Origin of the sequence: Sporomusa termitida, from assembly GCF_007641255.1 — a bacterium.
Classification (GTDB): domain Bacteria; phylum Bacillota; class Negativicutes; order Sporomusales; family Sporomusaceae; genus Sporomusa; species Sporomusa termitida.
The window spans coordinates 2,451,134-2,475,777 of sequence record NZ_CP036259.1 but is presented as its reverse complement, the minus strand read 5'-3'; the positions used below and the strand labels follow the sequence as shown (position 1 = coordinate 2,475,777).

Genomic DNA, 24,644 nt, shown 5'->3' with positions numbered 1-24,644 from the left:
ATATTGGTAATTAATGTAAGGCATACCTGTAAGCGGGACCAAGAAAAAAATGGTTTAAGTCGGTAAAATAGTCAGCAATGTCGAATTTAGCGGTTCTGTAACGGCAGGCAGAGCAAGGGTTAATTCTTGGTGATTAGTCATTTCGACACACTGCACCTAAAATTCTGTCGGTTTTTTACGAAAAGTAATCGTTCTAAATTAGCAGGAGATACAATATTTTACAAGAATGTTTAACAACACAAAATTAAAAGATGGTCACTGGAGGCGATCGACAATGTCTGCGGCTGAAGCTCTTGAAAACAAAATAGTGTATTTGCACCGGGAAGATGACTATCAGGATTCGTTTGAGACAACGACGGGAATTTTATTTATAGATAATGAATTGCGCTTAAAAAACCTCAACCGTGAAGCCGAAAAAATCTGCGGTATTAACAGGGCGAAGGCGGTTGGCCGTAGAGTAGAAGAAGTCTTTAGACACCATGGTGAGAAGTTTCTGAAGGTATTTTATCTCGACGAATATGAGGATTTAAGTACGATTAACTTAAAGTTAAAAGTACAGGATCAGTATATTTATGCTCATATTGACACGTTGAGACTGCGGGGCACCGGCAGGGAACCCAACGGCTTAATTGTTATTATTCAGGATTTGTCGGCAGTCAGGGCAGCAATTAAGCAGATCCAGATCACGCAGATGCTGATGTCTCTGGGAGAATTAGCCGCCGGGGTGGCCCATCATGTGCGTACGCCGCTGACTACCATAAGCGGGTATTTGCAGGTTATGCTGGGGCGTTTAGAGGATGACAGATATACGGTAGGCCGTGATGTGCTGGAGATGATGCTGGATGAAGTATCCTGCATTAATAAAGTAGTCAAAGAACTGGTGATGTTTGCCAAGCCACCGGTCAACAAGGAGGTTAATATTGATATTAACCGGACGATTGAAGAAGCGTTGCTGTTAACATTTAAACAGCTAGGCGGTGAAAAAATAGCGATTGACAAACAGTTAGCCGCTAATTTACCGGCACTTACTGTGGACAGTAATCTAATCAAGCAAGCGGTGGTAAATATTATGCAAAATGCTATTGAGGCTATGCCTAATCAAGGCGTGCTGTCCGTAAAATCATGGATCAATTCCGAACTGAATATGCTGGTTATTGCGGTTGGGGATACAGGGTCAGGGGTTGCGCCTGAAATACTGCCGCGGGTATTTGAACCGTTCTATACGACAAAACTGGAGCATATGGGGCTGGGACTGCCTGTTGCACACCGGATTATCAGTGAACATGGGGGCTTTATCAATATTAACGCTGTTAGTTCGGCCGGCACCGGCGCACACATTCATATTTATCTGCCGATTGTTGATGAACGCCACCGGCGGCTGCGAGTGGTACATCAACAGGTGCTTAACCTGCAGTAGGGATACCGAATTTGCCTGTAATTTTTATGCCGGAAGGTAATATCTGCGCATCCCATTTTCATATTCTGTTATTGTTACGGAAATTAATGTGAAGAAGGGATGCCCTAGTGTTACAACAGATGCTGATAAGTTTTTTTGTTGCCCCATCAGAACTTATAAAAATTCTAAGTTATGTACTAAGGGATAAGAAAAATCAATACCTTAAAAGACTCTTTATAAGCCTGGTTTTTCTAATGTTTTATTTATGCCTGGTCCCGGCAGGTCAGGCTAAGGCCGGCTTGGTTTCACCAAGTATTACCGTGAATTTGCCCAGCCGGACAATTGAACTTTTTGCCGGCAATAATCTGGTTAAGGAATATCCTGTTGCTATTGGCAAGCCTGCGACCCCGACACCGTTAGGCAACTACTCAATTGTATACAAAGAGATTAATCCGGACTGGTATCCGCCTGACCAAAAAGGCAAGATGGTGCCGTCAGGACCGGAAAATCCGCTTGGCTACAGGTGGATAGGGATATGGAACAACTACGGTATCCACGGTACCAATGCGCCTTGGACAATTGGTGCAGTCATATCCAATGGCTGTATTCGCATGTATGAAGAGGATGTGGAAGAGCTTTTTGATAAAGTGGGCTATGGAACGCCTGTGCGGATAACCTATGACCGGATAAAAATCAGAACAAACTCTAAGGAACAGATTCTTCTTGCCGTTTATCCTGATGTCTATGGTTATGGCAATGTGGTGTCGGTACAGGATATTCGTAATCAGCTTGCTATGTATCCCTGGAATTCTTTGCTTACTGATGACTTTTTACGCAAAGTAGTTACGCAGGCAGACGGCAGGCAAGTGGTTATTGCCAGTCAATTCAAGGTTATGATAAATGGAAGTCTTATCAATGAGCAGGGCTTAAGTGTGCAAGATGTGCAATATATACCTGTTCAGCCATTGGCCGGGGTGCTAAATCAAAAAATTAACTGGGATGAAAAGACAAAAACAGTGCAGTGTGGATCAAATCGTATACCGGGGAACCGCAGTGGTAATACGGTATATGCGGCGGTTGAAAATATAGCAGTACTTTTTGGCGGTGAGATAACCTGGCAGGCAGACCAAAATACACTTGATTATCGTACAACCGTAATTTTTGTAAACGATAACCAGGTAAATATTGCGATAAAAAAGGTACAGGGCATGTTAGCGCTTTCTGTCCTGGATCTGGCGGCGGCCATGGGGCGCAGGGTGGTGTGGAACCAGGAAGAATGTGTATTATTACTAACCGATGCAGGGCAAAATATAATAGTGCCGGTAGCAATGATCGGGCAGGGGCCGTATATTCTGATAACTAATATTAATCAATATTTTAATGCTTATGTATATTGGAATGAGCAGGCTAACACAATAGAATTGACCTATCCTTAAGCCAAAACGAGTAACTGGTGTGTGCTAACTCTAGTCTAAGTTTCCGAGAGAGAGCGATAGCGGGCTCTCTCTTTTTTACATTATTACATTATAGAAAGTATTTCCTTTTCTGATAAAGTAAAGATTTATAAAAATTCAATACTAGTGCCTTGCCCACATTATCTTTTTAGTTTGCTGACGGCCAAAATGGCAAATGACGGCGTCTGCCCCTCCTGGCAGACTCCTGCCAGTATGCGTCGTCGATGCTTCCTTGCCCCTTTACCATTTTGTCTCGCCCTAAAACTAACATCTAATTTTGCCAAGGTACTATTTCGCTGAGACCCGGTGCAAGCTGTATTCTTTATAGATATTTACATAACCCGCCTGTGATTAAGGAAAGTAAGAGCAGGGATTTTGCTTTTAATAGCCAATTAAAATAGATTGGACTATATGAATGTAAGGGTGGTGGGCTTATGCCCCAGAAACTAATTATCATTGACGGCAGCAGTCTTGTACATCGGGCGTTTCATGCACTGCCGATGCTGCGTACCGCAGGCGGCCTGTATACAAATGCAGTATACGGTTTTACGACTATGCTTGTAAAATTACTGACAGACTACAAACCGGATTTACTGGCTGTTGCTTTTGATAAAGGCCGGGTGACGTTCCGGACAGATACTTATCAGCAGTATAAGGCGCAGCGCCAGGCTACGCCATGCGAATTGTCTGAGCAGTTTCCCCTGATCCATGAGCTGTTAGGGGCGTTTGGCATCGTTACTTTGGAAGAGCAGGGGTTTGAGGCCGATGATATTTTAGGTACACTTGCCGCTAAAGCGGTTAAACAAGGGTGCGAGGTATTAATTGTCACCGGGGACCGGGATGCCCTGCAGTTAATAGGTCCGGGCACCACGGTGCTGCTTACCAGAAAAGGCATTTCTGAGATGGCGGTTATGGATGCAGCCGCCCTTAAAGAAAAATACGGGTTAACCCCGGCCCAGTTCATTGATATGAAAGGCTTAATGGGGGACACTTCCGATAATATACCCGGAGTACCTGGCATTGGTGAAAAAACAGCAATAAAATTACTGACACAATTTGGTTCTATGGAAAACGTGCTGGCTAATATTGAGGGTGTAACCGGCAAGAAATTACAGGAAAATCTGCGGCAGTATGCTGAGCAGGCCGTATTATCCAAGCGCCTGGCAACCATTGTCTGCGATATGCCGCTGGAATTTGTGCCGGCAAACTTTACGATTAACCCTGACAGAGACGCAGTAAAAGCGGTATTTGCCAAGTTTGAGTTTAAAAATATGCTGGCTAAGTTTGATGTTTTGTTTGCCGGCACCATTCATGCTGACGCAGCGGAGTTGGCGGCAAAGACTGTTGAGCTTGTGGCTCCGGTCATTGTTTCCAGCCGCAGTGACATTGAGGCCCTCCATCTGGCTGCCCGCAAGCAGGGTAATCTATGCTGCTATCCGTTAACGGCCGCCCATTCGCCTTTAGCCGGTTTGACAGGTATTGCTCTTACCTGTGCCGGCAAAACTGCATACATTCCGGCAACGGCAGAAGGGTGGAGTGCTGTTTTTGACATCCTGGCTGACAGCAGTATTACCCTTACTGCCTATGATGCCAAGCAGCTGTATAATGCCTGCCGGCTGAGGGGAACAGCAATAAACTGCTTGGTGTCTGATCTGCTGATTGCTGCGTATTTGCTTGATCCCACGGCTGCTTCCTATCCGCTGGCCACTCTGGCTGAAAAATATTTGGGCCAGACAATTGTTTTACCCGGCGGTGATAAATATTTAACAACTAAACCGGAATTTGCGGTTTGGGCCGGTGGTATTATTGAACAACTACGGGCTGCCTTCGCCGACAGCCTGGTCAATGCCGGCCTGGACAAGCTGTTTGCGCAAGTGGAAATGCCGCTTGTTGAAGCGTTGTCGGCCATGGAGATTACCGGTATTAAGGTTGACCGGGATTATCTGCAAGAGATGGCGGTTAGTATTGCCGGTAAGGTTGAACAGTTACTGGGTGAGATTTATCAATTAGCCGGTGAAGAGTTTAATGTTAACTCAACCAAACAATTGGGGATTATTTTGTATGAAAAACTGAAGCTGCCTATTATTAAAAAGACGAAAACCGGTTATTCTACTGACGCTGAGGTATTGGAAAAATTAGCGGGGGAGCATCCCCTGATTGACAAGCTGCTGGAATATCGTCAGCTTACCAAGCTTAAATCTACTTATCTTGATGGTTTAGAAATCCTGATTGAGCCTGCGACCAGCAGAATACACACCACCTTCAATCAAACAGTGACAGCTACCGGCAGACTAAGCAGTTCAGAGCCTAATCTGCAGAATATTCCCATCCGCACAGATATCGGGCGCCGGATAAGAGAGCTATTTATACCCGGCGATGGCTACCAATATATCATGGCGGCAGATTATTCCCAGATTGAACTCCGGGTTCTTGCTCACATGGCCGGAGATGCCAGCCTGCTTGAGGCCTTCCGGCACAACCAGGATATTCACACCCGGACGGCGGCCGAGGTTTTTGGCATTGCCATGGCGGATGTAACCGCGGAGTTAAGAGCCAGAGCCAAGGCTGTTAACTTTGGGATTGTTTATGGCATCAGTGATTTTGGGTTGGCGCGGGACATTGGTGTTAGCCGGAAAGAGGCCGGCTATTATATTGAAAGTTATTTTGCCAAATATCAGGGGGTAAAAAGATATATAGACGAGGTTGTTGCCGGGGCTCACCGTGATGGCTATGTGACCACACTTTTTGGCCGGCGGCGGCAGTTGCCTGATATTAACAGCAGTAATTTTAATCAGCGGTCCTTTGCCGAACGGACGGCAATGAATACCCCTATCCAAGGGGCTGCCGCCGATATCATCAAAATTGCCATGAATCATGTTTATCAGGAGCTTAAGGCCGCCGGACTCAAAAGCAGACTGCTCTTGCAGGTTCACGATGAACTTGTGCTGGAAGCTGCTGCCGATGAGCTTGACCAGGTGGCCAAGCTTGTAAAAAATGCCATGGAGCAGGCGGTGGAGCTTTCAGTGCCACTCCTGGCCGAAGTGAAGACAGGACGTAACTGGGCTGAAGCTAAATAGAGGAGGTTGGACGATGCCTGAGATGCCTGAGGTGGAAACCATTCGCCGGACGCTTACCGGTAAAGTGGAAGGACGAAAAATTACCCGTATTGAAATCGGCTTGCCGCGCTTGGTTAAGTGGCCGACTGCACATGAATTTCAGGCACTTATTACCGATCGGACGGTTGTCACCTTACAACGGCGCGGTAAGTATCTGTTATTTTATCTGGATAATGATTATGTTCTGGTCATTCATCTACGGATGACAGGGCGCTTATACTATGTAAATCCAGGTACAACCTATGACCGATTTACCCATCTTATATTTACTTTTGACAATGGTGATTTATTGTTGTATGCAGATACCCGTACCCTGGGGACGCTCTATTTGCTGCCGCAGGCGGAGTTGTGGCGGATCTCAGGCCTGGTTTCCATGGGGCCGGAGCCGTTATCTGCCGAATTTACGCTTGATTATCTTATTAATATGCTGAGCAAACGCAAGGCCGCGATTAAGTCCATACTGCTCAATCAACACCTGATTGGCGGCCTTGGCAATATTTACGTGGATGAAGCGCTGGCGATTGCCGGTATAGATCCGGAGCGCGTTGCCAACAGTCTTAATGCAACGGAAGCCCAATATCTTTACCAGGCGGTAAATCAGGTGATCGCCGATGGCATAGCCCATGGCGGGACAACCTTTCGGGATTATCGCGACGGGGCAGGCCAAAGCGGCAGCCATCAGTACCATCTTAATGTGTATGGCCGGACTAATGAACCCTGCCACCGTTGTGGCACTGCCATTTCACGCAAAGAAGTAGCTGGACGCGGTACGCACTATTGCCCTAATTGTCAAAAATAGCTAAGGGGATACGTGTATGTATTTGATTGGACTCACCGGCGGAATTGCCAGCGGCAAAAGTACGGTCAGTACAATGCTGCAGGAGCTGGGTGCATATATTATTGATGCGGATAAGCTGGCCCATGAGATAACTAAACCCCATAAACGGGCCTGGCAGGAGATTGTGGCAGCCTTTGGTTCAGCTGTCACCGATGCCAATGGCCAAATTAACCGTAAACGCCTGGGGAAAATTATTTTTGCCGATGCTGCGGCCAGAGCTCAGTTAGAGGCTATTACTCACCCCCGGATTGAAGAGGAGGTAGCGGTTGCGATGACCACTGCCAGGCAGCAGGGGTGTGAAATTATTGTTCTTGACGCGCCGCTTTTAATTGAGGTTGGGTGGTATTCACGGGTGAATGCGGTTTGGGTAGTCTTTGTCGACGAAAACACCCAGATTGTCAGATTAATGATGCGGGATAACAGCAGTTATGAGGATGCCATGGCGCGGATTAGAGCCCAGCTTTCCTTAAGCGAAAAATTAAAATATGCTGATGTTGTCATTAATAACAGCAAGACGATTGGACATACAAAAAAACAGGTGCATAAGTTCTGGTGCGAAATCAGTAAAACCATGGCTAGTGGTAATAAAGAATTTTTTTGATTGCAGGCACATATGGTTAAAGAGTGATTTTTATTGCGGAGTGATTTTATTGCGTATCTGGACTTGGCTGAAAGTCCTGATAATCGGTCTTTTATTGTTTGCCACAGGAATCTATACTGTGTTCATGAGCGACTGGTTTCAGAAAAAATATGTATATCCCTTTTTGTATCAGGAGGCTATCTACACCTATGCTCTTCAATATGATCTTAATCCATTTCTGATTGCCGGCGTAATTCGAACAGAAAGCAAATTCATTACTGAAGCCCGTTCACCCAAAGGTGCCTTGGGGCTTATGCAAATTATGCCTGATACAGGCCGCTGGATTGCTGAACAGCGTGCGCAGAAAGATTTCATGGTTGCTGATTTGACTGATCCGGATATGAATATCCGCTTTGGTACATGGTATCTGGCATCTTTGAAGAAGGAATTTGCCGGCAACGAGGTGCTTTATCTTGCCGCTTACAACGGCGGACAGGGGAATGTCAGGCAATGGATGGAGCGGTATGGGTGGTCAGAGGATTTTACTGATATTAACCAAATTCCCTTTAGAGAGACCAGAGAATATGTGGAACGAGTCCTAAATAGTAAAAAACGATATCAGGAATTGTATGGCAGATAAAGGAAATGAGGAGAATGTACTATAAATGATGCGTAAGTTAATACTTTTATTCTTAATACTAATACTTGTTATTACTGCCGGCTGCAGCTCCCGGGAAGAGACTCCGTCGCCTGAAAAGAAAAAAATAGCTATTCAACAGGGCGGGCAGCTTAAATATGGGAGTTTACAGGAACCGAACACGCTTAATCCGTTATTGTCCGATCTGCTGGCTACAGCTGAGGTTGGCAAGCTGATTTTCAGCGGTCTGGTGATTACCGGTGATAAAGGCGAATGGCTGCCTGATCTGGCTGTTGATGTGCCGACTACGGCCAATGGCGGCGTGACAGCTGACGGCCTGACCGTTACCTACCGGCTCCGGCCGGGGGTAACCTGGCATGACGGTACACCATTTACTGCTGAAGATGTCAAGTTTACCTGGCAGCTTATTATGAACAGGAATGTAAATATCGTGGCCCGTGACGGGTATGACCGGATTAGTGCAATTGATACCCCGGACAGGAATACTGTTGTTGTCAAATTTCGTGAATATTATGCTCCTTACCTGACATTGTTTACAACAGTTCTGCCCAAACACAAACTTGAAACTGAGAGTAATATAAATAAAGCGGCCTTTAACCGGGCTCCTGTTGGTACAGGACCGTTTAAATTTAAAGAATGGCAGGTTGCCGAAGCAATCAGCTTTGAGGCCAATCCGGCTTATTACCGGGGGAAGCCGGTGTTAGACAGTATTATCTATCGGGTTATTCCGGATGCCAATATCCTGCTGACTCAGTTGAAATCAGGGGAGCTGGATCTTGTCGGCAATATTGGGTTTTCCTATTTAGAGCAGGTAAAAGCCATCAATGGAATCAGGACAGTGATTACACCAACTATGATCTGGGAGCATATGGACTTCAACCTTGATAACCCCCTGTTCAAGGATGTTCGCGTCAGGAAAGCGATTACCAGTGCTATTGACCGGCAGGCTATTGTTGACAATGTGCTTAAAGGTGCTGCCGGTCCGGCCTATGGTGACCAGTCGCCTTTGTCCTGGGCTTATAATCCGATGCAGCAGCCCCCGGCCAGAGACGTTAATGCTGCCCGTGATTTGCTGGGACAAGCTGGCTGGCAACCGGGAGCAGATGGAATTATGACAAGCAATAATAAGAAGCTGGCATTTTCACTGGCTGTTCCAAGCGGCAATAAATTACGGGAACAAACAGCGGAAACCATTGCCGAGCAGCTTAAAGAGATTGGTGTATTAGTGGAAATCCGCTCCCTTGATCCAGTGGTGTTTTTCGCCGATACTTTAAAAAACAGGCAGTTTGAGACAGCTATTTATGCCTGGGTTGCAGGCCTTGATCCGGATAATCTCAATCTTTGGCATTCTCGTAAGATTCCGAGCCGTGCCAACGCCTATGCCGGGCAAAATTACCCCGGCTGGCGTAATCCGGAGATAGACACATTGAGCGAAACAGGTGTGCGAACAATCGATGTGAGTGGCAGAAAAGATATTTACTTTCGCATTCAGACTTTGCTCCGTGAAGAATGCCCGGTTGTACCACTCTATTTCCGCGGTAATATTGATGCTGTGAAAACAGTGGTTGTCAACTACCAGCCTAACCCCACGCCCTCAGGCAATTTTTGGAATGCCTGGCAATGGGGCTTTGCCGTTGCGGGTAAATAGTGTTTAAAATAATGCTTGACGATCGTTTCCTGTTATGATAAGATACATTATGTTGCATTAAACGTGACCTCAAGCACAGATGCGGTCGTGGCGGAACGGCAGACGCGCTAGCCTCAGGAGCTAGTGGGGGCAACCCCGTGGTGGTTCAAATCCACTCGACCGCACCATTTATTATAAGCATAAGCAGAGAGCCAGGTTTTTAGGAGCAATAGCGATAAGCAGAGAACCGCCGCCAATATACCTCATTAATCGGCTCCAGGTATTTACAAACAATCTACTTGACGATAATAAAAAATTATCGTATAATTTTATCGTTAACAACCTAACTTGCGGTCGTGGCGGAACGGCAGACGCGCTAGCCTCAGGAGCTAGTGGGGGCAACCTCGTGGTGGTTCAAATCCACTCGACCGCACCATTTATTATAAGCATAAGCAGAGAACCCAAGAAGGCGAAGGCTGATTGGTGTGAATCGCTTAGTTCTGAGCGGCAGCGAAGAACTTCCTTTATTTACCCCTAACAGTACATGCGGTTGTGGCGGAATCGGCAGACGCACCATCTTGAGGGGGTGGCGCTCACAAGGCGTGTGAGTTCAAGTCTCACCAACCGCACCAAACCCAAATCCGAACCATTTACTACAGGTTGTTCCTGTTGACGAAGGGTTCGGATTTATGCTATATCTGAAATAAGAGAACAAGGGTAGGTACTACGCTTGTTCTCCTACAACGCAGCAAAGATGAGTATGGTTTAAAATGTGAGGATAAACCATGAATACAAATCAACAGTTACTTGAAGCAATCGTATCTTTTGCAAATATAAATGAAAATATTAGTGCGCTTATCCTGATCGGCTCCCAGGCCAGACTTGAAAAATATGCAGACCAGTATTCTGATATCGATTTAATAATGGTAGTGAATAATCCAGAATATTTTCTATCATCAAATGAATGGCTCGAAGATATTGGATCTCCTCATATTTCATTTATAGAGCCAACTATCGGCGGCGAAAAAGAAAAAAGGGTTATGTTTGATAACGCTTTAGACGTGGACTTCGTAATCATTTCCCAAGAGCATGCTCAAAATGCTATACAAAGGAATGAGATCATAGGGATCCTTCATAACGGGTATAAGATTCTTGTCAATAAACAGAACTTGACTATTCCACCGCTAATCAATCCACCCGGTCAAAGTTACGCAGTGCCATCTGAGGATACCTTCACGAATCTTGTGAACGACTTCTGGTACCATGCCGTTTGGACTACTAAAAAATTTTTGCGGCAAGAGCTTTGGTCAGCAAAATTTTGTGTGGACAGCTATATGAAATGGAAGCTGCTATGGATGATTGAGCAATATGAGCATGTAAAACACGGACAAAGCTACAACACTTGGTATAGTGGCAGGTTTATTGATAGTTGGGTAGACGCCGATATAAAAGACCGTTTGTGTAAAACTTTTGCGCATTACGAAAATGCTGATATGATTTCATCTTTATTTGAAACAATGGACTTATTTCGGAACCTCGCTATACAGGTAGCAGAGGGATACGGATTTGAATATCCTTCACACGCAGACGAATATGCAACCAATTGGGTGCGTAAAAAGCTAACAAATCATCTCTAAAGATTCGGATTATATGTGAGAGCGGTGCACCAAAAAGCCAGGAACCTTCTGACTCGCAGAAGGTTCCTGGCTTTTTTACATAAAATGAACGCCTGCCTATTGACAAGATCCGGATCAATCTGCTATTATCTTTACAATACGAATATGGCCTTTAAGCTGGTCCTGTGAGGCTGGCAAGGGGACGATACAGATTTTAACGCCTTCTTGCGCGCTTTTCACAGCAAGAAGGCTTTTATTATATCTGACAATAACAAATACTATCCTTTAAGTAGGCCCTGAGAGGTCTGCAAGGATGTTGCCGGGCTGATTATGCTTTAATCTGGCGTGGTTACCTATAACTCCTTGCTCTTTCAGGCAAGGGGTTGTTTTACATGATCAGAAAGTATAGCAGTTTCTGATCATAAGTAAGAACGACTAAGGCTTCTGCCGGCGTCCTAAAGGACCTTGGCACAAGCCAAGTCTTTTCTTATGGTGTCGTTTCTTAATATGAAGGGAGAGTGCGTGATGAGTAAAGCTCAGGTATCATTGCGGAAAAAGGATATCCTCGGCCTGGAAGCTATGCCGGCGGCAGAAATGGAACTTATTCTTGATACGGCCAAAGAGATGAAAAATATCATTGACAGGGATATCAAAAAAGCGCCAACCTTGCGAGGCAAAGCAATTGTTAATCTGTTTTTTGAGAACAGCACCAGGACCCGTACCTCCTTTGAATTGGCGGGTAAATATCTTGGCGCTGATGTTATTAATATCTCGACCAGCTCCAGCAGTGTGGCTAAAGGCGAAAGCCTGCGTGATACCCTGCTTACTGTCGAAGCCATGGGGGTCGATATTATTGTCATGCGGCATGAGGCTGAGGGTTCGGCGCAATTTGCCGCTAATATAGCCAGACCTGTCATTATCAATGCCGGTGATGGCGCCCATGAGCATCCGACCCAGGGGCTGTTGGATATGTTTACAATTAAGCAATTCAAAGGCAGGCTTGCCGGTTTGAAAGTAGCGATAGTTGGCGATATCCTGCATAGCCGGGTGGCGCGCTCCAATGTCTGGGGCCTGCAAAAAATGGGAGCTGAGGTTCATCTGGCCGGACCGCAGACGCTGCTGCCCCGTGAAATTGAAAAAATTGGGATACAGGTCCATAATAGAGTAGAGGACGCTCTTGACCAGGCTGATGTTGTCAATGTACTCCGTATCCAGCGTGAACGGCAGCAAAAAGGGCTTTTTCCCTCAGCCCGTGAATATGCCCGGATATTTGGTATAAACGCCAAGCGCCTGGCGTTAGCTAAGCAGGATGCGCTCTTAATGCATCCTGGTCCCATGAATCGCGGGCTGGAGATTGCTCCGGATATAGCCTACGGTGATCAGTCGGCAATCCAGGAACAGGTAAAAAACGGACTGGCGGTCAGGATGGCATTGTTATTTTTAGTGCTGATGGGAGGGACTCACATTGAAGCTGCTCATTAAAGGCGGGCGAATTATTAATCCGGCGGAGAATATGGATGTGGTCGGCGATATCCTGATTGAAAATGGCAAGATAGCGGCAATAGGATCAAGTTGCCCAGCCGCAGGCGCAGAAATTATTGATGCCGCCGGGCTGGTAGTAACGCCTGGCCTTGTTGATATGCATGTACATCTGCGGGAACCAGGCCTGGAGGCTAAAGAAGATATTGCTTCCGGTACGAGGGCGGCGGCGGCGGGCGGCTTTACGACCATTGCCTGCATGCCCAACACCAGGCCGGCTATTGACAGTTCAATCGTGGTTGCCGGCTTAACCCAGCGGGCGAAAACCGAGGGGGTTGTCAAGCTTAAGATCATCGGCGCGCTCAGCAAAGGTCTGGAGGGCCGGGAACTGGCCGAAATTGGCGATATGATCGAGTCCGGGGCAGTGGCCATTTCCGATGATGGCGGCCATCTGGACAGTACCCGTCTCTTAAAGACCGGGCTTGAATACACCGGGATGTTTGGCCGGCCGGTCATTACTCATTCAGAGGATGAAGGCCTGGCCAATGAAGGATTTATGCATGAAGGGGCGGTATCGGCAGTGCTGGGGCTGAAAGGCCGGCCGGCTGTTGCCGAGGATATTGCTGTGGCCCGCGATATTATGCTGGCTGAATACGCAAATGCGCCGATTCACATCGCTCATGTCAGCAGCAAAGGCGCGGTTGAAATCATCCGCCAGGCCAAACAACGGGGCGTCAAAGTAACGGCGGAAGCGACGCCCCATCACCTGACCCTTACTGATGAAGAGTTGAGAACCTTTAATACCGCCTTTAAGGTCAACCCGCCGCTCCGGTCGGCGGAGCATGTTGCCGCTCTTATTGACGGGCTAAAGGACGGGACTCTGGACGCCATCGCCACAGATCATGCGCCGCACGCGTTTGAAGAAAAAGATGTTGAGTTCCGGTACGCCCCCAGTGGTTTTGCCGGTCTGGAAACAGCAGTCGGGGTTGTATTGACAGGGCTTTATCATACCGGCAAACTGACTTTGCCGGAGATCATCGCCAAGCTGTCATATGGCCCGGCAAAAATCCTTGGCCTGGATAGCGGCGTTCTGAAGGTTGGGGCACCGGCCGATATTACAATTATTGATACTGAATATAAATGGGCGGTTGACTGCATAAAATTTTATACCAGGGGAAAACATTCTCCGTTTGAAAGCAGGAATTTAAAGGGTAAACCGCTAATTACTATAGTGAATGGAAGTATAATTATGCAAAATGGCGAGGTGCTTAAATGAATGGCAAACTGATATTGGAAGACGGCAGCGTTTTCCAAGGGATGCTTGCTTCCGGTACTAAAACAGTTGGGGAAGTAGTATTCAATACCGGTATGACCGGTTATCAAGAAGTATTAACAGATCCGTCCTATTGTGGACAGATTGTAACAATGACTTATCCGCTTATTGGCAACTACGGAGTGGCTGATCTCTTTGAACAAGCCCGGCAATCCTTTGTCCGTGGTTTTGTGATCAGTGAGCTGTGCGGCAAGCCCAGCAGCTGGCAGGCTGAAGACTCCCTGGTTTCCTATCTTAAAGCAAAAAATATTCCTTGTCTGCATGGCGTCGATACCCGGGCTATCACCAGAAGGATACGCTCGCATGGTACCATGAAGGGGGTCATTGTTCCGGCTGATGCTCAGGCAAGCGAGGTTGCCGAGCTGTTTGCGCAATCTCCTTTTGCCGAGGTTGTCAAGGAAGTTACGACTAAAGAAATCTACCGGATCCCGGGCAAGGGGCCGCATATCGCCGTGCTGGATTTCGGCATTAAACGCAATATCCTTAATTCTATGGCCAAAGCCGGGTTTGATCTTACTGTTTTGCCGGCCTATACCCCGGCTGAAGAAATACTGGCCCTCAGCCCTGACGGCATATTCCTGTCAAATGGCCCTGGTGATCCCAAAGATGCGCCGGTAGAGACCGTGCGGCAGCTTATCGGCAAAAAACCAATATTTGGCATCTGTCTTGGGCATCAGCTGTTAGCTTTGGCTTTGGGGGGCGATACTTATAAGCTGAAATTTGGGCATCGTGGCTCTAACCACCCGGTTAAAGATCTGGCAACAGACCGTGTATATATCACTTCGCAAAATCATGGCTATGCCATTGATGAAACCTCGCTGGCCACACTTGACGTTACCGTAACGCACCGTGCTGTTAATGACGGTACGGTAGAAGGGATGCGTCATAACCGTCTGCCCGTATTCTCCGTTCAGTATCACCCGGAAGCGGCTCCCGGACCTGATGACAGCACCTATCTGTTTGAGGAATTTATGAGACTGCTCAATAAAGAAATGAATAAGGCGAGGGGGAACTAACGGTGCCGAAAAAACAAAACTTGCGCAAAGTTATGGTAATTGGCTCCGGCCCGATAGTGATCGGCCAAGCCGCTGAATTTGACTATGCCGGTACCCAGGCGTGCCAGGCATTAAAAGAAGAAGGGTTTGAGGTGGTGCTGGTCAACAGTAATCCGGCCACCATTATGACAGATACTCATGTTGCCGACTGGGTTTATATCGAACCGCTGACCCCTGAATATCTGGAAGAGATTATTGTCAAAGAACGGCCGGACGGTATACTGGCTACCCTGGGGGGGCAGGCCGGCCTTAATCTGGCCGTCAAACTGGCGGAAAACGGTGTACTGGCAAAGTATCAGGTTGAATTGCTCGGTACACCCATTGCAGCGATCAAGAAGGCGGAAGACCGGGAATTGTTTAAAGCGACGATGGAGGAACTGGGCCAGCCAATTCCTGCCAGTACTATTGTTGAAGACATTGAAAGTGCCCTTACCTTTGCCGGCGAGATCGGCTATCCGCTGATTGTGCGCCCGGCTTATACGCTGGGCGGAACCGGCGGCGGCATTGCCTATAATGATGAAGAACTTATCGATACCGTAAACCGGGGACTAAAACACAGCCTGATCGGGCAGGCGCTGATTGAACGCAGCGTGGCCGGCTGGAAAGAAATCGAATATGAAGTGATCCGTGATGCTGCTGATAACTGCATCACGGTATGCAATATGGAAAACTTCGACCCTGTCGGTGTTCATACCGGCGACAGCATTGTTGTTGCACCGTCACAGACACTTACTGATTATGAATATCAGATGCTGAGAAGCTCCTCGCTTAAGATCATCCGGGCGCTGGGGATTGAAGGCGGCTGCAATGTACAGTATGCGCTTGACCCCAAAAGCAGTAATTATATCGTGATTGAAGTAAACCCGCGGGTGAGCCGCTCCAGTGCCTTAGCCTCGAAAGCAACCGGCTATCCGATTGCCAAGGTGGCTACAAAAATCGCCATTGGCTATACCCTGGATGAGATTACCAACACAGTAACCGGTAAAACCAAGGCCTGCTTTGAGCCGGCCCTTGATTATGTGGTTGTTAAGTTTCCCCGCTGGCCGTTTGACAAGTTTATTTTTGCCGACAGAACTCTGGGCACACAAATGAAAGCCACCGGTGAGGTCATGGCTATTGACCGCAACTTTGAAGGGGCGCTGCTAAAAGCGGTGCGTTCTCTGGAAATTGGCCTCCATCATCTCTATATTCCCGAATTGGCCAAGCTGAGTGATCAGGAATTGAAAGACCGGCTCAGTCTGGTCGATGATGAACGTGCTTTTGTGATTGCCGAATCGATCCGCCGGGGAGTAACGGTAGCTGAGATTCATGCCATAACGGCCATTGATAATTTTTTCTTAGATAAGATCGAAAATATTGTGACAATGGAACGTCAGCTCAGCCGGAAAATCTCTGATGAAGTCCTGCTGGCGGCCAAGCAAATCGGCTTTGCCGATAAATCAATTGCCGAACTGACCGGTAAAACAGTTTTTGAAATCCGGGACCGGCGCAAGCAGGCCAATATTGTGCCAAGCTATAAAATGGTTGATACCTGTGCTGCCGAGTTTGAGGCTATTACCCCCTATTACTACTCAACCTATGCCCAGGAAGACGAAGTGCAGCGGACCGATAACCGTAAAATCATTGTCCTGGGCTCAGGGCCGATCCGTATCGGTCAGGGAATTGAATTTGATTATTGTTCGGTTCACTCAGTATGGGCCCTCCGGGCAATGGGTATTGAATCGGTCATTATCAATAACAACCCCGAAACCGTCTCTACGGATTTTGACACATCAGACCGATTGTACTTTGAACCGCTGACCCCGGAAGATGTGCTGAATATTATTGATAAAGAACAACCGGAGGGAGTTATTGTCCAGTTTGGCGGGCAGACTGCCATTAATCTTGCCGGTCCGCTGGCTAAAGCCGGTGTCAAAATTTTTGGCACAAGTGTCGAGGATATTGACCGGGCGGAAGACCGGGAGAAGTTTGATGAATTACTGGAGCAGCTGCATATCCCGCGCCCGCAGGGTGAGACAATTACCGATGCCGGCCTGGCGCCGCTGGCTGCAGCGCGTATCGGCTACCCTGTTGTTGTGCGTCCGTCCTATGTGCTGGGCGGGCGGGCCATGGAAATTGTCTATAATGAAACCGAATTGAAGGACTATATGGTGCGGGCGGTTAAAGCATCGCCTGAGCATCCGGTGCTGGTTGACCGCTATATGCAGGGGACCGAGGTCGAGGTTGATGCCATCGCGGACGGCGACGACTTCCTGATTCCCGGCATTATGGAGCATATTGAACGGGCCGGAGTTCATTCCGGCGACAGTATTGCCGTATATCCGCCCCAGACTCTGTCAGCCCAGGTCAAAGACACCATTGTCGATTATACGGGCCGTCTGGCCAGAGGGCTTAAGGTCAAAGGCCTGATCAATATTCAGTTTGTCATTGTCGATGAAGAGGTTTATGTCATTGAGGTAAATCCCCGGTCAAGCCGGACAATTCCTTTCCTGAGCAAAATCACCGATGTGCCGATGGTCGATGTGGCAACCCGCGTGGCGATCGGTGAAACCCTGAAAGGGATGGGCTATACCCCCGGTCTGATGCCGGCCCGGGAGTATGTGGCGGTAAAAGTGCCGGTGTTCTCATTCGCCAAAATGCAGCATGTGGATATTTCGCTGGGACCGGAAATGAAGTCTACCGGTGAGGTGATGGGGATTGACTATCAGTATTCCCGCGCCCTGTACAAAGGTATCGTGGGTGCCGGCATGAATGTACCCCAGACAGGATCAATCCTCGTCACTGTTGCTGATAAAGATAAACCTGAGGCCGGCGAGATTGCCAAAGAATTTGCCCGGCTGGGTTATGAACTTGTGGCAACAAGCGGTACTGCGGCATATCTGCGGTCCCTCGGCCTGCAGGTGGGTACAGTGCCCAAGCTGCATGAGCAGCAGCCTGAGATTATTGAGATGATTAAGGCCGGAAAAATAAGCATGGTGATTAATACCCTGACCAAAGGCCGGGATTTTGAGAGCGACGGCTTCAAGATCAGGCGGGCAGCCGTAGAGCATGCCATCCTCTGCCTGACCTCCATGGATACAGCCAATGCCGTCTTTGACGTATTAAGCATTATCCGCGAAAGGAAATTCCTCTATGTGCTGGCCCTGCAGGATTATGTAGGCGGAGGCGAAACAGCCCGTGATTAAAACCTGTGTAACGGCTAAGGTAATTAAACAGCACCCCCTGGCCGGGGACGTATTTCAGCTGACAGTGGCCGTGCCGGCGATTGCTGCGGTCAGCCGGCCGGGACAGTTTGTCCATCTGCGGCTGACTGAGACTTTTGATCCGCTGCTGCGGCGGCCATTTAGTATTGCCGACTGTGATGCCGGTCAGGGAACGCTTACGCTCATTTATCGTGTTGTGGGCCGCGGTACCAGGCTGATGGCCGGGCTGCAGAGCGGGGACAGTCTTGATTGTATGGGACCGCTGGGCAACGGGTTTGCTTTAAACTCCCAGCGGCCCCTGTTAATCGGGGGCGGTATGGGACTGGCACCGCTGCTTATGCTGGCCAGGGCTTTCTGTTCCCGGCCGGCTACTATCCTTATGGGCGGCCGTAATGAACAGGAATTATTCTGGCCGGGGATCTATGCCGGCATATGCCAAAATATTCATATTACCACAGATGACGGCAGTGTTGGTCAGCGTGGCTTTACTGTCGACCTGCTGCCCGGGCTGTTAAAACAGGGGGAGTTTGACGGCATTTATGCCTGCGGACCTCATGCCATGCTCAAGGGCGTGGCGGCAACGGCAGCACAGTATAGGATTGCCTGTCAGGTTTCCCTGGAGGAATATATGGCCTGCGGTGTTGGCGCCTGTTTGTCATGCACCTGTGCCGCTGCCGGCGGCAAGCGTCATAAGGTCTGCACGGACGGCCCGGTTTTCCGGGCTGAGGAGGTGGTGTGGTGAGGTTCACCGATACAGTGCTGGCTGTTGATATTGCCGGCATCAAAATGAAAACGCCGGTACTGACAGCCTCCGGTACTTTCGGCTTTGGTTTAGAATACAGCGACTTTGTTGACCTGAATCAGGTCGGGGCTATCGTCGTTAAGGGTACAACCCTGGCGTCCAGAGCCGGCAATAGCGGGCGGCGCATGGCCGAAACACCGGCAGGCATGCTGAACTCCATCGGGTTGGAAAATCCGGGGGTTGAAGAGCTGATCACCAAAATTCTGCCGGAGCTGGCGCACTACCAGGTGCCTGTTATCGTTAATATCTCCGGCAACACCGTGGAAGAATATGGTGAGCTGGCAGCCAGGCTTGATCAGTCCGGTGCCGCCGGTCTGGAGGTGAATATTTCCTGCCCGAATGTAAAGCAGGGAGGAATTGCCTTTGGGACCTGCCCGGAGAGTGCCGCCGGTGTTGTAAAGGCGGTGAAGGCCCGGACAAAACTGCCTGTTATTGTTAAGCTTTCTCCCAATGTTACCGATATTGTGCTGATGGCCAAAGCCGTAGAGGCCGCCGGGGCGGACGCTATTTCCCTGATTAACACGCTGCTGGGAATGGCGATTGACATTCAGACCTGGCGGCCTGTGCTGGGCAATACGGTTGGCGGCTTATCCGGACCGGCGGTTAAGCCGGTAGCGGTACGGATGGTATGGCAGGTGGCGCAGGCCGTCCGGGTGCCGGTCATTGGCATGGGCGGGATTATGACTGCAGCCGATGCTATTGAATTTATGCTGGCCGGGGCCAGCGCCGTAGCTGTCGGGACTGCCAATTTCGTTAACCCGCTGGCGGCGGTGGCCGTGGCTGAAGGTATCAGAGATTATCTGGCCGAACGCGGTTTGCCGCAGGTAGGGGCGCTTGTCGGGCAAGTCAATCGAAAACAGGGAGGATGACTACTTGAAACAGGTGGAAAACCGTTTGATCGTAGCTCTTGATGTTGCTACTATGGCTGAAGTCCGCCAATTAGTTGCGACATTAGGCGATACTGTACATTACTATAAGGTAGGCATGCAGCTTTTTTACAGTACCGGTATGGAATGCCTGGCTTATTTGCGCGAATTAGGCAAAGATATTTTTCTGGACTTGAAAATGCATGATATTCCCAATACTGTCGCGCAGGGCGCCGCTTCGCTGACCAGGCTGGGAGTAGGCATGATTAATGTCCACGCATCAGGCGGGGCGGCGATGATGCGCGCGGCGGCGGCACAAGTGGCTGAAACTGCGCTTAACCTTAACATTCCCCGGCCTAAGCTTATTGCCGTCACCGTGCTGACAAGTATGGATGAACAGGAATGGTCCCTGCTGCGGCATAGTACCGCTATTCCCGAACAGGTTGTCCATCTGGCCAAGCTGGCCAAGGAGGCCGGTTTAGACGGCGTGGTAGCGTCGCCGCAGGAAGCGCCGCTGATTAGAGCCGTCTGCGGACCGGATTTTGCGATCATTACGCCTGGTGTTCGCCCTCAAGGTGCGGCATTAAATGATCAGAGCCGGGTGGCTACACCGGCCGCTGCTCTCCGGGCCGGGGCTCATTACCTGGTGGTAGGCCGGCCGGTCACTGCGGCCGGGGAGCCGCGGGCCGCAGCCCTGGCAATTTTAGAAGAAATGAGGCAGGCATAATGAAGGAAGCAGAAGTGCGCGCGTTGTTTATTGAGACAGGTGCTATTTTAGAAGGTCATTTCTTATTAACCTCGGGTTTGCACAGCCCGCTGTATGTGGAAAAATTTCAGGTGCTGCAATATCCCCGCCATACGGAGAAACTATGTGCCGCTTTGGCTGAACGCTTCCAGGATGAACAGGTAGAGCTTGTTGTTGGTCCTGTAACCGGGGGCATTATTTTGGCTCATGAAGTAGGCAAACAGCTTGGTACGCGGGCCATATTCACCGAACGCGAAAATGGCAGGATGGCGCTCCGCCGCGGCTTTGTCATTGAGCCGGGCCAGCGCGTGCTTGTTGTCGAGGATATTGTTACTACCGGCGGCTCGGTAAAAGAGGTTATTGAGGTAATCCGGGAGCAAGGCGGTACGCCGGTTGGGGTCGGCATCCTGGTTGACCGCAGTGGCGGTAAGGCTGATTTCGGCATTCCCGCCCGGGCTTTACTCCACCTTGCCGTTCCTGCCTATCAGCCTGCTGACTGCCCGTTATGCCGGGACGGAGCCGCGCTGACCAAACGGGGCAGCCGCAAACTATAATCAATGGTACCATTGGCTGTGCAGTCTTGCACAGCCTGTATTATCTCTGAAAATTGCTGCAAAACCGCGATATTTGCGTTAAAATAAAGGTTAAATTAAATATTTATTAAAATAACCTGTGATAGGTATTGATATTATGTCAAAAACATGGTAATATTAGATCTCGTCAGGAGATAATAGCTAAGTGGCCCCGTGGTGTAGCGGTCTAACATGCCGCCCTGTCACGGCGGAGATCGACGGTTCAAATCCGTTCGGGGTCGCCATAAGCAGCGCACCAGGTTCTCACGAGCCGAAAGGCAAAATGAGAACCTGAGTAAGTCGCTTAGTTCCAAACGACAGTGAGGAACTTCCTTTTTAAAGCGGAAGTAGCTCAGCGGTAGAGCATCGCCTTGCCAAGGCGAGGGTCGCGAGTTCGAATCTCGTTTTCCGCTCCATACAGGGGTATAGCTCAATTGGTAGAGTAGCGGTCTCCAAAACCGTTGGTTGAGGGTTCAAGTCCTTCTGCCCCTGCCATAGCACAAGAATCCACTGAGACCTAATTCTCAGTGGATTCTTTCTTAGTTATCTGCCAACTCTAAGGCTTTGCCTTTTAAAACTTCTTCGCGTAATGTCAGCCAGATGTTTTGAAATAGCTCATTATAACGGAGCGTAGTCCGGATTTGGGCAATGTCGCGGGGACGGGGCAGGTCAATTTTCACAATTGATTTGACCGTCCCGGGATGGGCCGTCATAATCAGGATGCGGTCACTAAGACATAACGCCTCATCGATGCTATGGGTGATAAAAACCGTTGTTTTCTTGTTTAACTCCCAGATCTTTAGTAGTTCCTGCTGGAGAAGAATCCTGTTTTGCTCATCAAGGGCCCCAAAGGGCTCATCCATTAACAGGATTTCAGGGTTATTGGCAAAAGCACGGGCTACGCTTACCCGCTGCTTCATGCCGCCTGACAGCTGATGGGGATAGGAGCCGGCAAATTTACTCAGGCCAATCATCCTGATATATTTGTCGGCAATTGCATAGCGTTCTTTTTTCGCTACACCCCGCAGTTTAAGGCCATACGCAACATTGTCGGCTACACTCAGCCAGGGAAAGACTGATTGTTCCTGAAATACCATTGAATTCACAGGCTGGTCGCTTGCTGGTATCATAATTTTGACTTTCCCCGCGGAGGCGGTGTCTAAGCCTGCCAGAATGCGCAGCAGTGTGGTTTTGCCACAACCGCTGGGACCGACAATAGAAAAGAATTCGCCGGCGCCGATAGCAATATTGATATCGGTAAGCGCAGTAACCGGGCCGCGGCTGGTAGCAAAGACTTTTCCGAGCTGCTTGAGAATAATGCCGGTATCGTCATAAGGCATGGGCACACCTCCTTTTCGTGGATCGTGGTTCGAAGTTCGAGCGAACGAACGAAGCGGTTAACGAACGTAAGCGAATAAATCTACATTAGCTGGTCTGTTTCCACGGCAGTACCAGGCATTCCAGCCAATCAAGCAGCAGGGAAAAGATATACCCAAGCACGGACAAGGTGATTAACGCAACAAACATCTGTTCAATAGCAAACATATCATAAGCCCGCCAGATCATCCAGCCGACACCGGCTTTGGCCGCCGACATCTCCGCCGCAACAATCAGGATCAGCGCCATCCCCATACCTAGCTTCAGGCCGGCAAATATCATCGGCAGTGCTCCCGGCAAGGCTACGGTGAGATAGAAGTCTTTGCGGCTGGCGCCGAAGTTTTTCGCGACTTCCAGATATATTTTATCAATGTTTAAAACCCCGGCCATGGTGTTAATTACCACCAGATAGAACACACCGATTGCAATCGTGAAGATCTTAGAGGTTTCGCCCAGTCCGAAGATCAGGAGAATAAGCGGCATGATAGCCAGTTTCGGAATCGGATAGGTGGCTGCGATCATCGGTTCAAGAGCTGAACGGATAAGGGGTGACAGGCCCATGCTCATGCCGAGGAGAATAGCAGGAATTGCACCGGCAACAAACCCTAAAATAACCCTCATAACGCTTACCCAGGTGTTATAAAGCAGATCGCCGGAAACCAGCAGCGGAACAAAGGCCTCAAGAATGAGCAACGGGCTGGAAAGCAGGCGGGTGTCGATAAGCCCTAACCGGGCACCGGCTTCCCAAAACAATAACAGGGTCAATGGTGATAATATTGATATAGCTGTTTTCACATCAATCAGCTCCCGGTTACGACATCTTATTGATAGTGGCCTAAGGTTTTGACGGCAAAGTCTACATATTTATTATCAACAGCATCTTCCAGACTGATATCAGAGTTAAGCAGGCTGTTTTCCTTATACCACGTTAAATCAGCGGCAATGCCGTCCATTCGCAGATAACCGTCAGGATTCAGCCCGGTGGGAAACATTTTTTCGTAAAGAGCAGGGTCTTTGATTACCGAGTATTTGCAGAGCATGTCAATAACTTCAGCTTTGTTTTTGTTTTTGAAAAAAGCGTCATTGTAATCCCGCATGGATTTAACATAGGCAGTCATAAACCGGTTGGCCACATCCGGCCGTGTGGTCATGCTGGTGCCATATACCAGCAAGGCGATTTGCGCGTCCGGGTCATATTCAGACGGATCTTTCCAGGGGTCAATAATTCCTTTGGCTATGCCTTGCGTGACAAAGGGTTCAATGACCATGGCGGCATCAATGCTCTTGTTGCTTAAAGAGACCAGCATATCAGGAAAGGCCCGGATGACCAGCATATCAATATCCTGGGTCGTCAACCCGCCTTTGGCCAAAACCCGGGCCAGGCATATCTCGTCTAAAGAGGCGGTGCCAACCACGGCAATTTTTTTGCCCCGCAAGTCGGCAAAGCTTTTCAGTTCACCGGCCAGTTCTTTTCTCACAACTAAGCGGTAATAGCCCTGGCCCGGGACATTAATTCCCTTGTCGGCAACAATTTTGACCGGTATATCCCGGGACATAGCATTTAAAAGCCCCGCAGCAGTTACGGTTGCGCCAACATCTAATTGTCCGGCAGCCAGTTGATTAATCATTTCCTGGCCGGAATTAAACTGGACCGGATCGATTTTGATGCCAAGATCCTGGTAATAGCCTTTAGCCATACCGATGAGAATGCCGGCATCAGAAACAACCTGTTTCATGCCAACCTTTACCACAGTTTCCTGCGGCAGTGCAGTTAAGCCGTAAGCCCAGTCCGGTCCTGCTGCCGGCCTGGTTTGGGCGGCAGGCGCCTGACTGCAGGCCGTAATGAACAGGGTAAGTACCAGTAAGACTGACAATAGCCCGCCCCAACGTTTCAACATATGATTTCCTCCTTGTCGTTTTGGAATGA

At 48.9% G+C, this 24,644-nt stretch carries 19 protein-coding genes and 6 tRNA genes; 22 read left to right on the top strand and 3 right to left on the bottom strand.

The genetic code is table 11. The annotated features are described in order from the left end of the window. Window positions 1-274: 274 nt before the first annotated feature. The 22 genes from SPTER_RS11595 to SPTER_RS11490 all read left to right on the top strand — a co-directional run bounded on the left by SPTER_RS11595 (window position 275) and on the right by SPTER_RS11490 (window position 21,835). Entirely contained in the window at window positions 275-1,417 is a 1,143-nt protein-coding gene (locus tag SPTER_RS11595) for a two-component system sensor histidine kinase NtrB (RefSeq protein WP_144350544.1), read from the top strand. A gap of 233 nt (window positions 1,418-1,650) precedes the next feature. Beyond that, window positions 1,651-2,832, top strand: coding sequence for a L,D-transpeptidase (locus SPTER_RS11590; RefSeq protein ID WP_170233239.1), 1,182 nt, complete (start codon window positions 1,651-1,653; stop codon window positions 2,830-2,832). A 452-nt stretch (window positions 2,833-3,284) separates the two neighbouring features. Continuing rightward, window positions 3,285-5,927: a DNA polymerase I gene (gene polA / locus SPTER_RS11585; RefSeq protein ID WP_144350542.1), complete on the top strand. Its 2,643-nt coding sequence runs from the start codon at window positions 3,285-3,287 to the stop codon at window positions 5,925-5,927. A 13-nt stretch (window positions 5,928-5,940) separates the two neighbouring features. Next, on the top strand, window positions 5,941-6,765 hold the full coding sequence (gene mutM, locus SPTER_RS11580; protein WP_144350541.1) for a DNA-formamidopyrimidine glycosylase: 825 nt from the start codon (window positions 5,941-5,943) through the stop codon (window positions 6,763-6,765). A gap of 16 nt (window positions 6,766-6,781) precedes the next feature. Next, the gene (gene coaE, locus SPTER_RS11575) at window positions 6,782-7,405 is read left to right on the top strand and encodes a dephospho-CoA kinase (protein WP_144350540.1); all 624 of its coding nucleotides are present in this window, start codon (window positions 6,782-6,784) and stop codon (window positions 7,403-7,405) included. A gap of 49 nt (window positions 7,406-7,454) precedes the next feature. Continuing rightward, entirely contained in the window at window positions 7,455-8,024 is a 570-nt protein-coding gene (locus SPTER_RS11570) for a lytic transglycosylase domain-containing protein (protein ID WP_144350539.1), read from the top strand. A gap of 25 nt (window positions 8,025-8,049) precedes the next feature. Beyond that, window positions 8,050-9,690 carry a peptide ABC transporter substrate-binding protein gene (locus SPTER_RS11565; protein WP_144350538.1) on the top strand — a complete coding sequence of 547 codons (1,641 nt, stop codon included), beginning with the start codon at window positions 8,050-8,052 and terminating at the stop codon, window positions 9,688-9,690. A gap of 81 nt (window positions 9,691-9,771) precedes the next feature. Continuing rightward, window positions 9,772-9,857, top strand: a tRNA-Leu gene (locus SPTER_RS11560). Window positions 9,858-10,019: 162 nt separating this feature from the next. Continuing rightward, window positions 10,020-10,105 (top strand) — tRNA-Leu (locus SPTER_RS11555). Window positions 10,106-10,215: 110 nt separating this feature from the next. After that, a tRNA-Leu gene (locus SPTER_RS11550) sits at window positions 10,216-10,301 on the top strand. Between the two features lie 153 nt (window positions 10,302-10,454). Then, window positions 10,455-11,306: an aminoglycoside 6-adenylyltransferase gene (locus SPTER_RS11545; protein WP_144350537.1), complete on the top strand. Its 852-nt coding sequence runs from the start codon at window positions 10,455-10,457 to the stop codon at window positions 11,304-11,306. Between the two features lie 504 nt (window positions 11,307-11,810). Continuing rightward, window positions 11,811-12,767, top strand: a complete 957-nt coding sequence (locus tag SPTER_RS11540) for an aspartate carbamoyltransferase catalytic subunit (protein ID WP_144350536.1) — start codon at window positions 11,811-11,813, stop codon at window positions 12,765-12,767. Then, window positions 12,751-14,040: a dihydroorotase gene (locus SPTER_RS11535; protein ID WP_144350535.1), complete on the top strand. Its 1,290-nt coding sequence runs from the start codon at window positions 12,751-12,753 to the stop codon at window positions 14,038-14,040. The genes SPTER_RS11540 and SPTER_RS11535 overlap by 17 nt, the downstream gene beginning before the upstream one ends. After that, complete coding sequence (carA, locus tag SPTER_RS11530) at window positions 14,037-15,113, top strand: glutamine-hydrolyzing carbamoyl-phosphate synthase small subunit (protein ID WP_144350534.1); 1,077 nt, start codon at window positions 14,037-14,039, stop codon at window positions 15,111-15,113. The genes SPTER_RS11535 and carA overlap by 4 nt, the downstream gene beginning before the upstream one ends. A gap of 2 nt (window positions 15,114-15,115) precedes the next feature. Then, complete coding sequence (carB, locus tag SPTER_RS11525) at window positions 15,116-18,337, top strand: carbamoyl-phosphate synthase large subunit (RefSeq protein ID WP_144350533.1); 3,222 nt, start codon at window positions 15,116-15,118, stop codon at window positions 18,335-18,337. After that, window positions 18,330-19,097 carry a dihydroorotate dehydrogenase electron transfer subunit gene (locus SPTER_RS11520; RefSeq protein WP_144350532.1) on the top strand — a complete coding sequence of 256 codons (768 nt, stop codon included), beginning with the start codon at window positions 18,330-18,332 and terminating at the stop codon, window positions 19,095-19,097. Before carB ends, SPTER_RS11520 begins: the two co-directional genes overlap by 8 nt. A 44-nt stretch (window positions 19,098-19,141) precedes the next feature. Next, window positions 19,142-20,026 (top strand): dihydroorotate dehydrogenase, encoded by an 885-nt coding sequence (locus tag SPTER_RS11515; protein ID WP_425474365.1) that lies wholly within the window; start codon window positions 19,142-19,144, stop codon window positions 20,024-20,026. Window positions 20,027-20,078: 52 nt separating this feature from the next. Beyond that, window positions 20,079-20,750 carry an orotidine-5'-phosphate decarboxylase gene (gene pyrF, locus SPTER_RS11510; RefSeq protein WP_144352876.1) on the top strand — a complete coding sequence of 224 codons (672 nt, stop codon included), beginning with the start codon at window positions 20,079-20,081 and terminating at the stop codon, window positions 20,748-20,750. Then, window positions 20,750-21,322, top strand: coding sequence for an orotate phosphoribosyltransferase (pyrE, locus tag SPTER_RS11505; protein WP_211367549.1), 573 nt, complete (start codon window positions 20,750-20,752; stop codon window positions 21,320-21,322). Before pyrF ends, pyrE begins: the two co-directional genes overlap by 1 nt. 186 nt (window positions 21,323-21,508) lie before the next feature. Continuing rightward, window positions 21,509-21,585, top strand: a tRNA-Asp gene (locus tag SPTER_RS11500). Window positions 21,586-21,681: 96 nt separating this feature from the next. Further along, window positions 21,682-21,756 (top strand) — tRNA-Gly (locus SPTER_RS11495). Window positions 21,757-21,759: 3 nt separating this feature from the next. Beyond that, window positions 21,760-21,835: transfer RNA gene (locus SPTER_RS11490), tRNA-Trp, on the top strand. Window positions 21,836-21,879: 44 nt separating this feature from the next. Here the strand turns inward: SPTER_RS11490 and SPTER_RS11485 are convergent. The 3 genes from SPTER_RS11485 to SPTER_RS11475 form a co-directional block, all read right to left on the bottom strand. Further along, the gene (locus SPTER_RS11485; protein ID WP_144350529.1) at window positions 21,880-22,680 is read right to left on the bottom strand and encodes an ABC transporter ATP-binding protein; all 801 of its coding nucleotides are present in this window, start codon (window positions 22,678-22,680) and stop codon (window positions 21,880-21,882) included. Window positions 22,681-22,765: 85 nt separating this feature from the next. After that, window positions 22,766-23,512, bottom strand: coding sequence for an ABC transporter permease (locus SPTER_RS11480; RefSeq protein ID WP_246105582.1), 747 nt, complete (start codon window positions 23,510-23,512; stop codon window positions 22,766-22,768). A gap of 26 nt (window positions 23,513-23,538) precedes the next feature. Next, window positions 23,539-24,615, bottom strand: coding sequence for an ABC transporter substrate-binding protein (locus tag SPTER_RS11475; protein ID WP_246105581.1), 1,077 nt, complete (start codon window positions 24,613-24,615; stop codon window positions 23,539-23,541). Window positions 24,616-24,644: the final 29 nt, after the last annotated feature.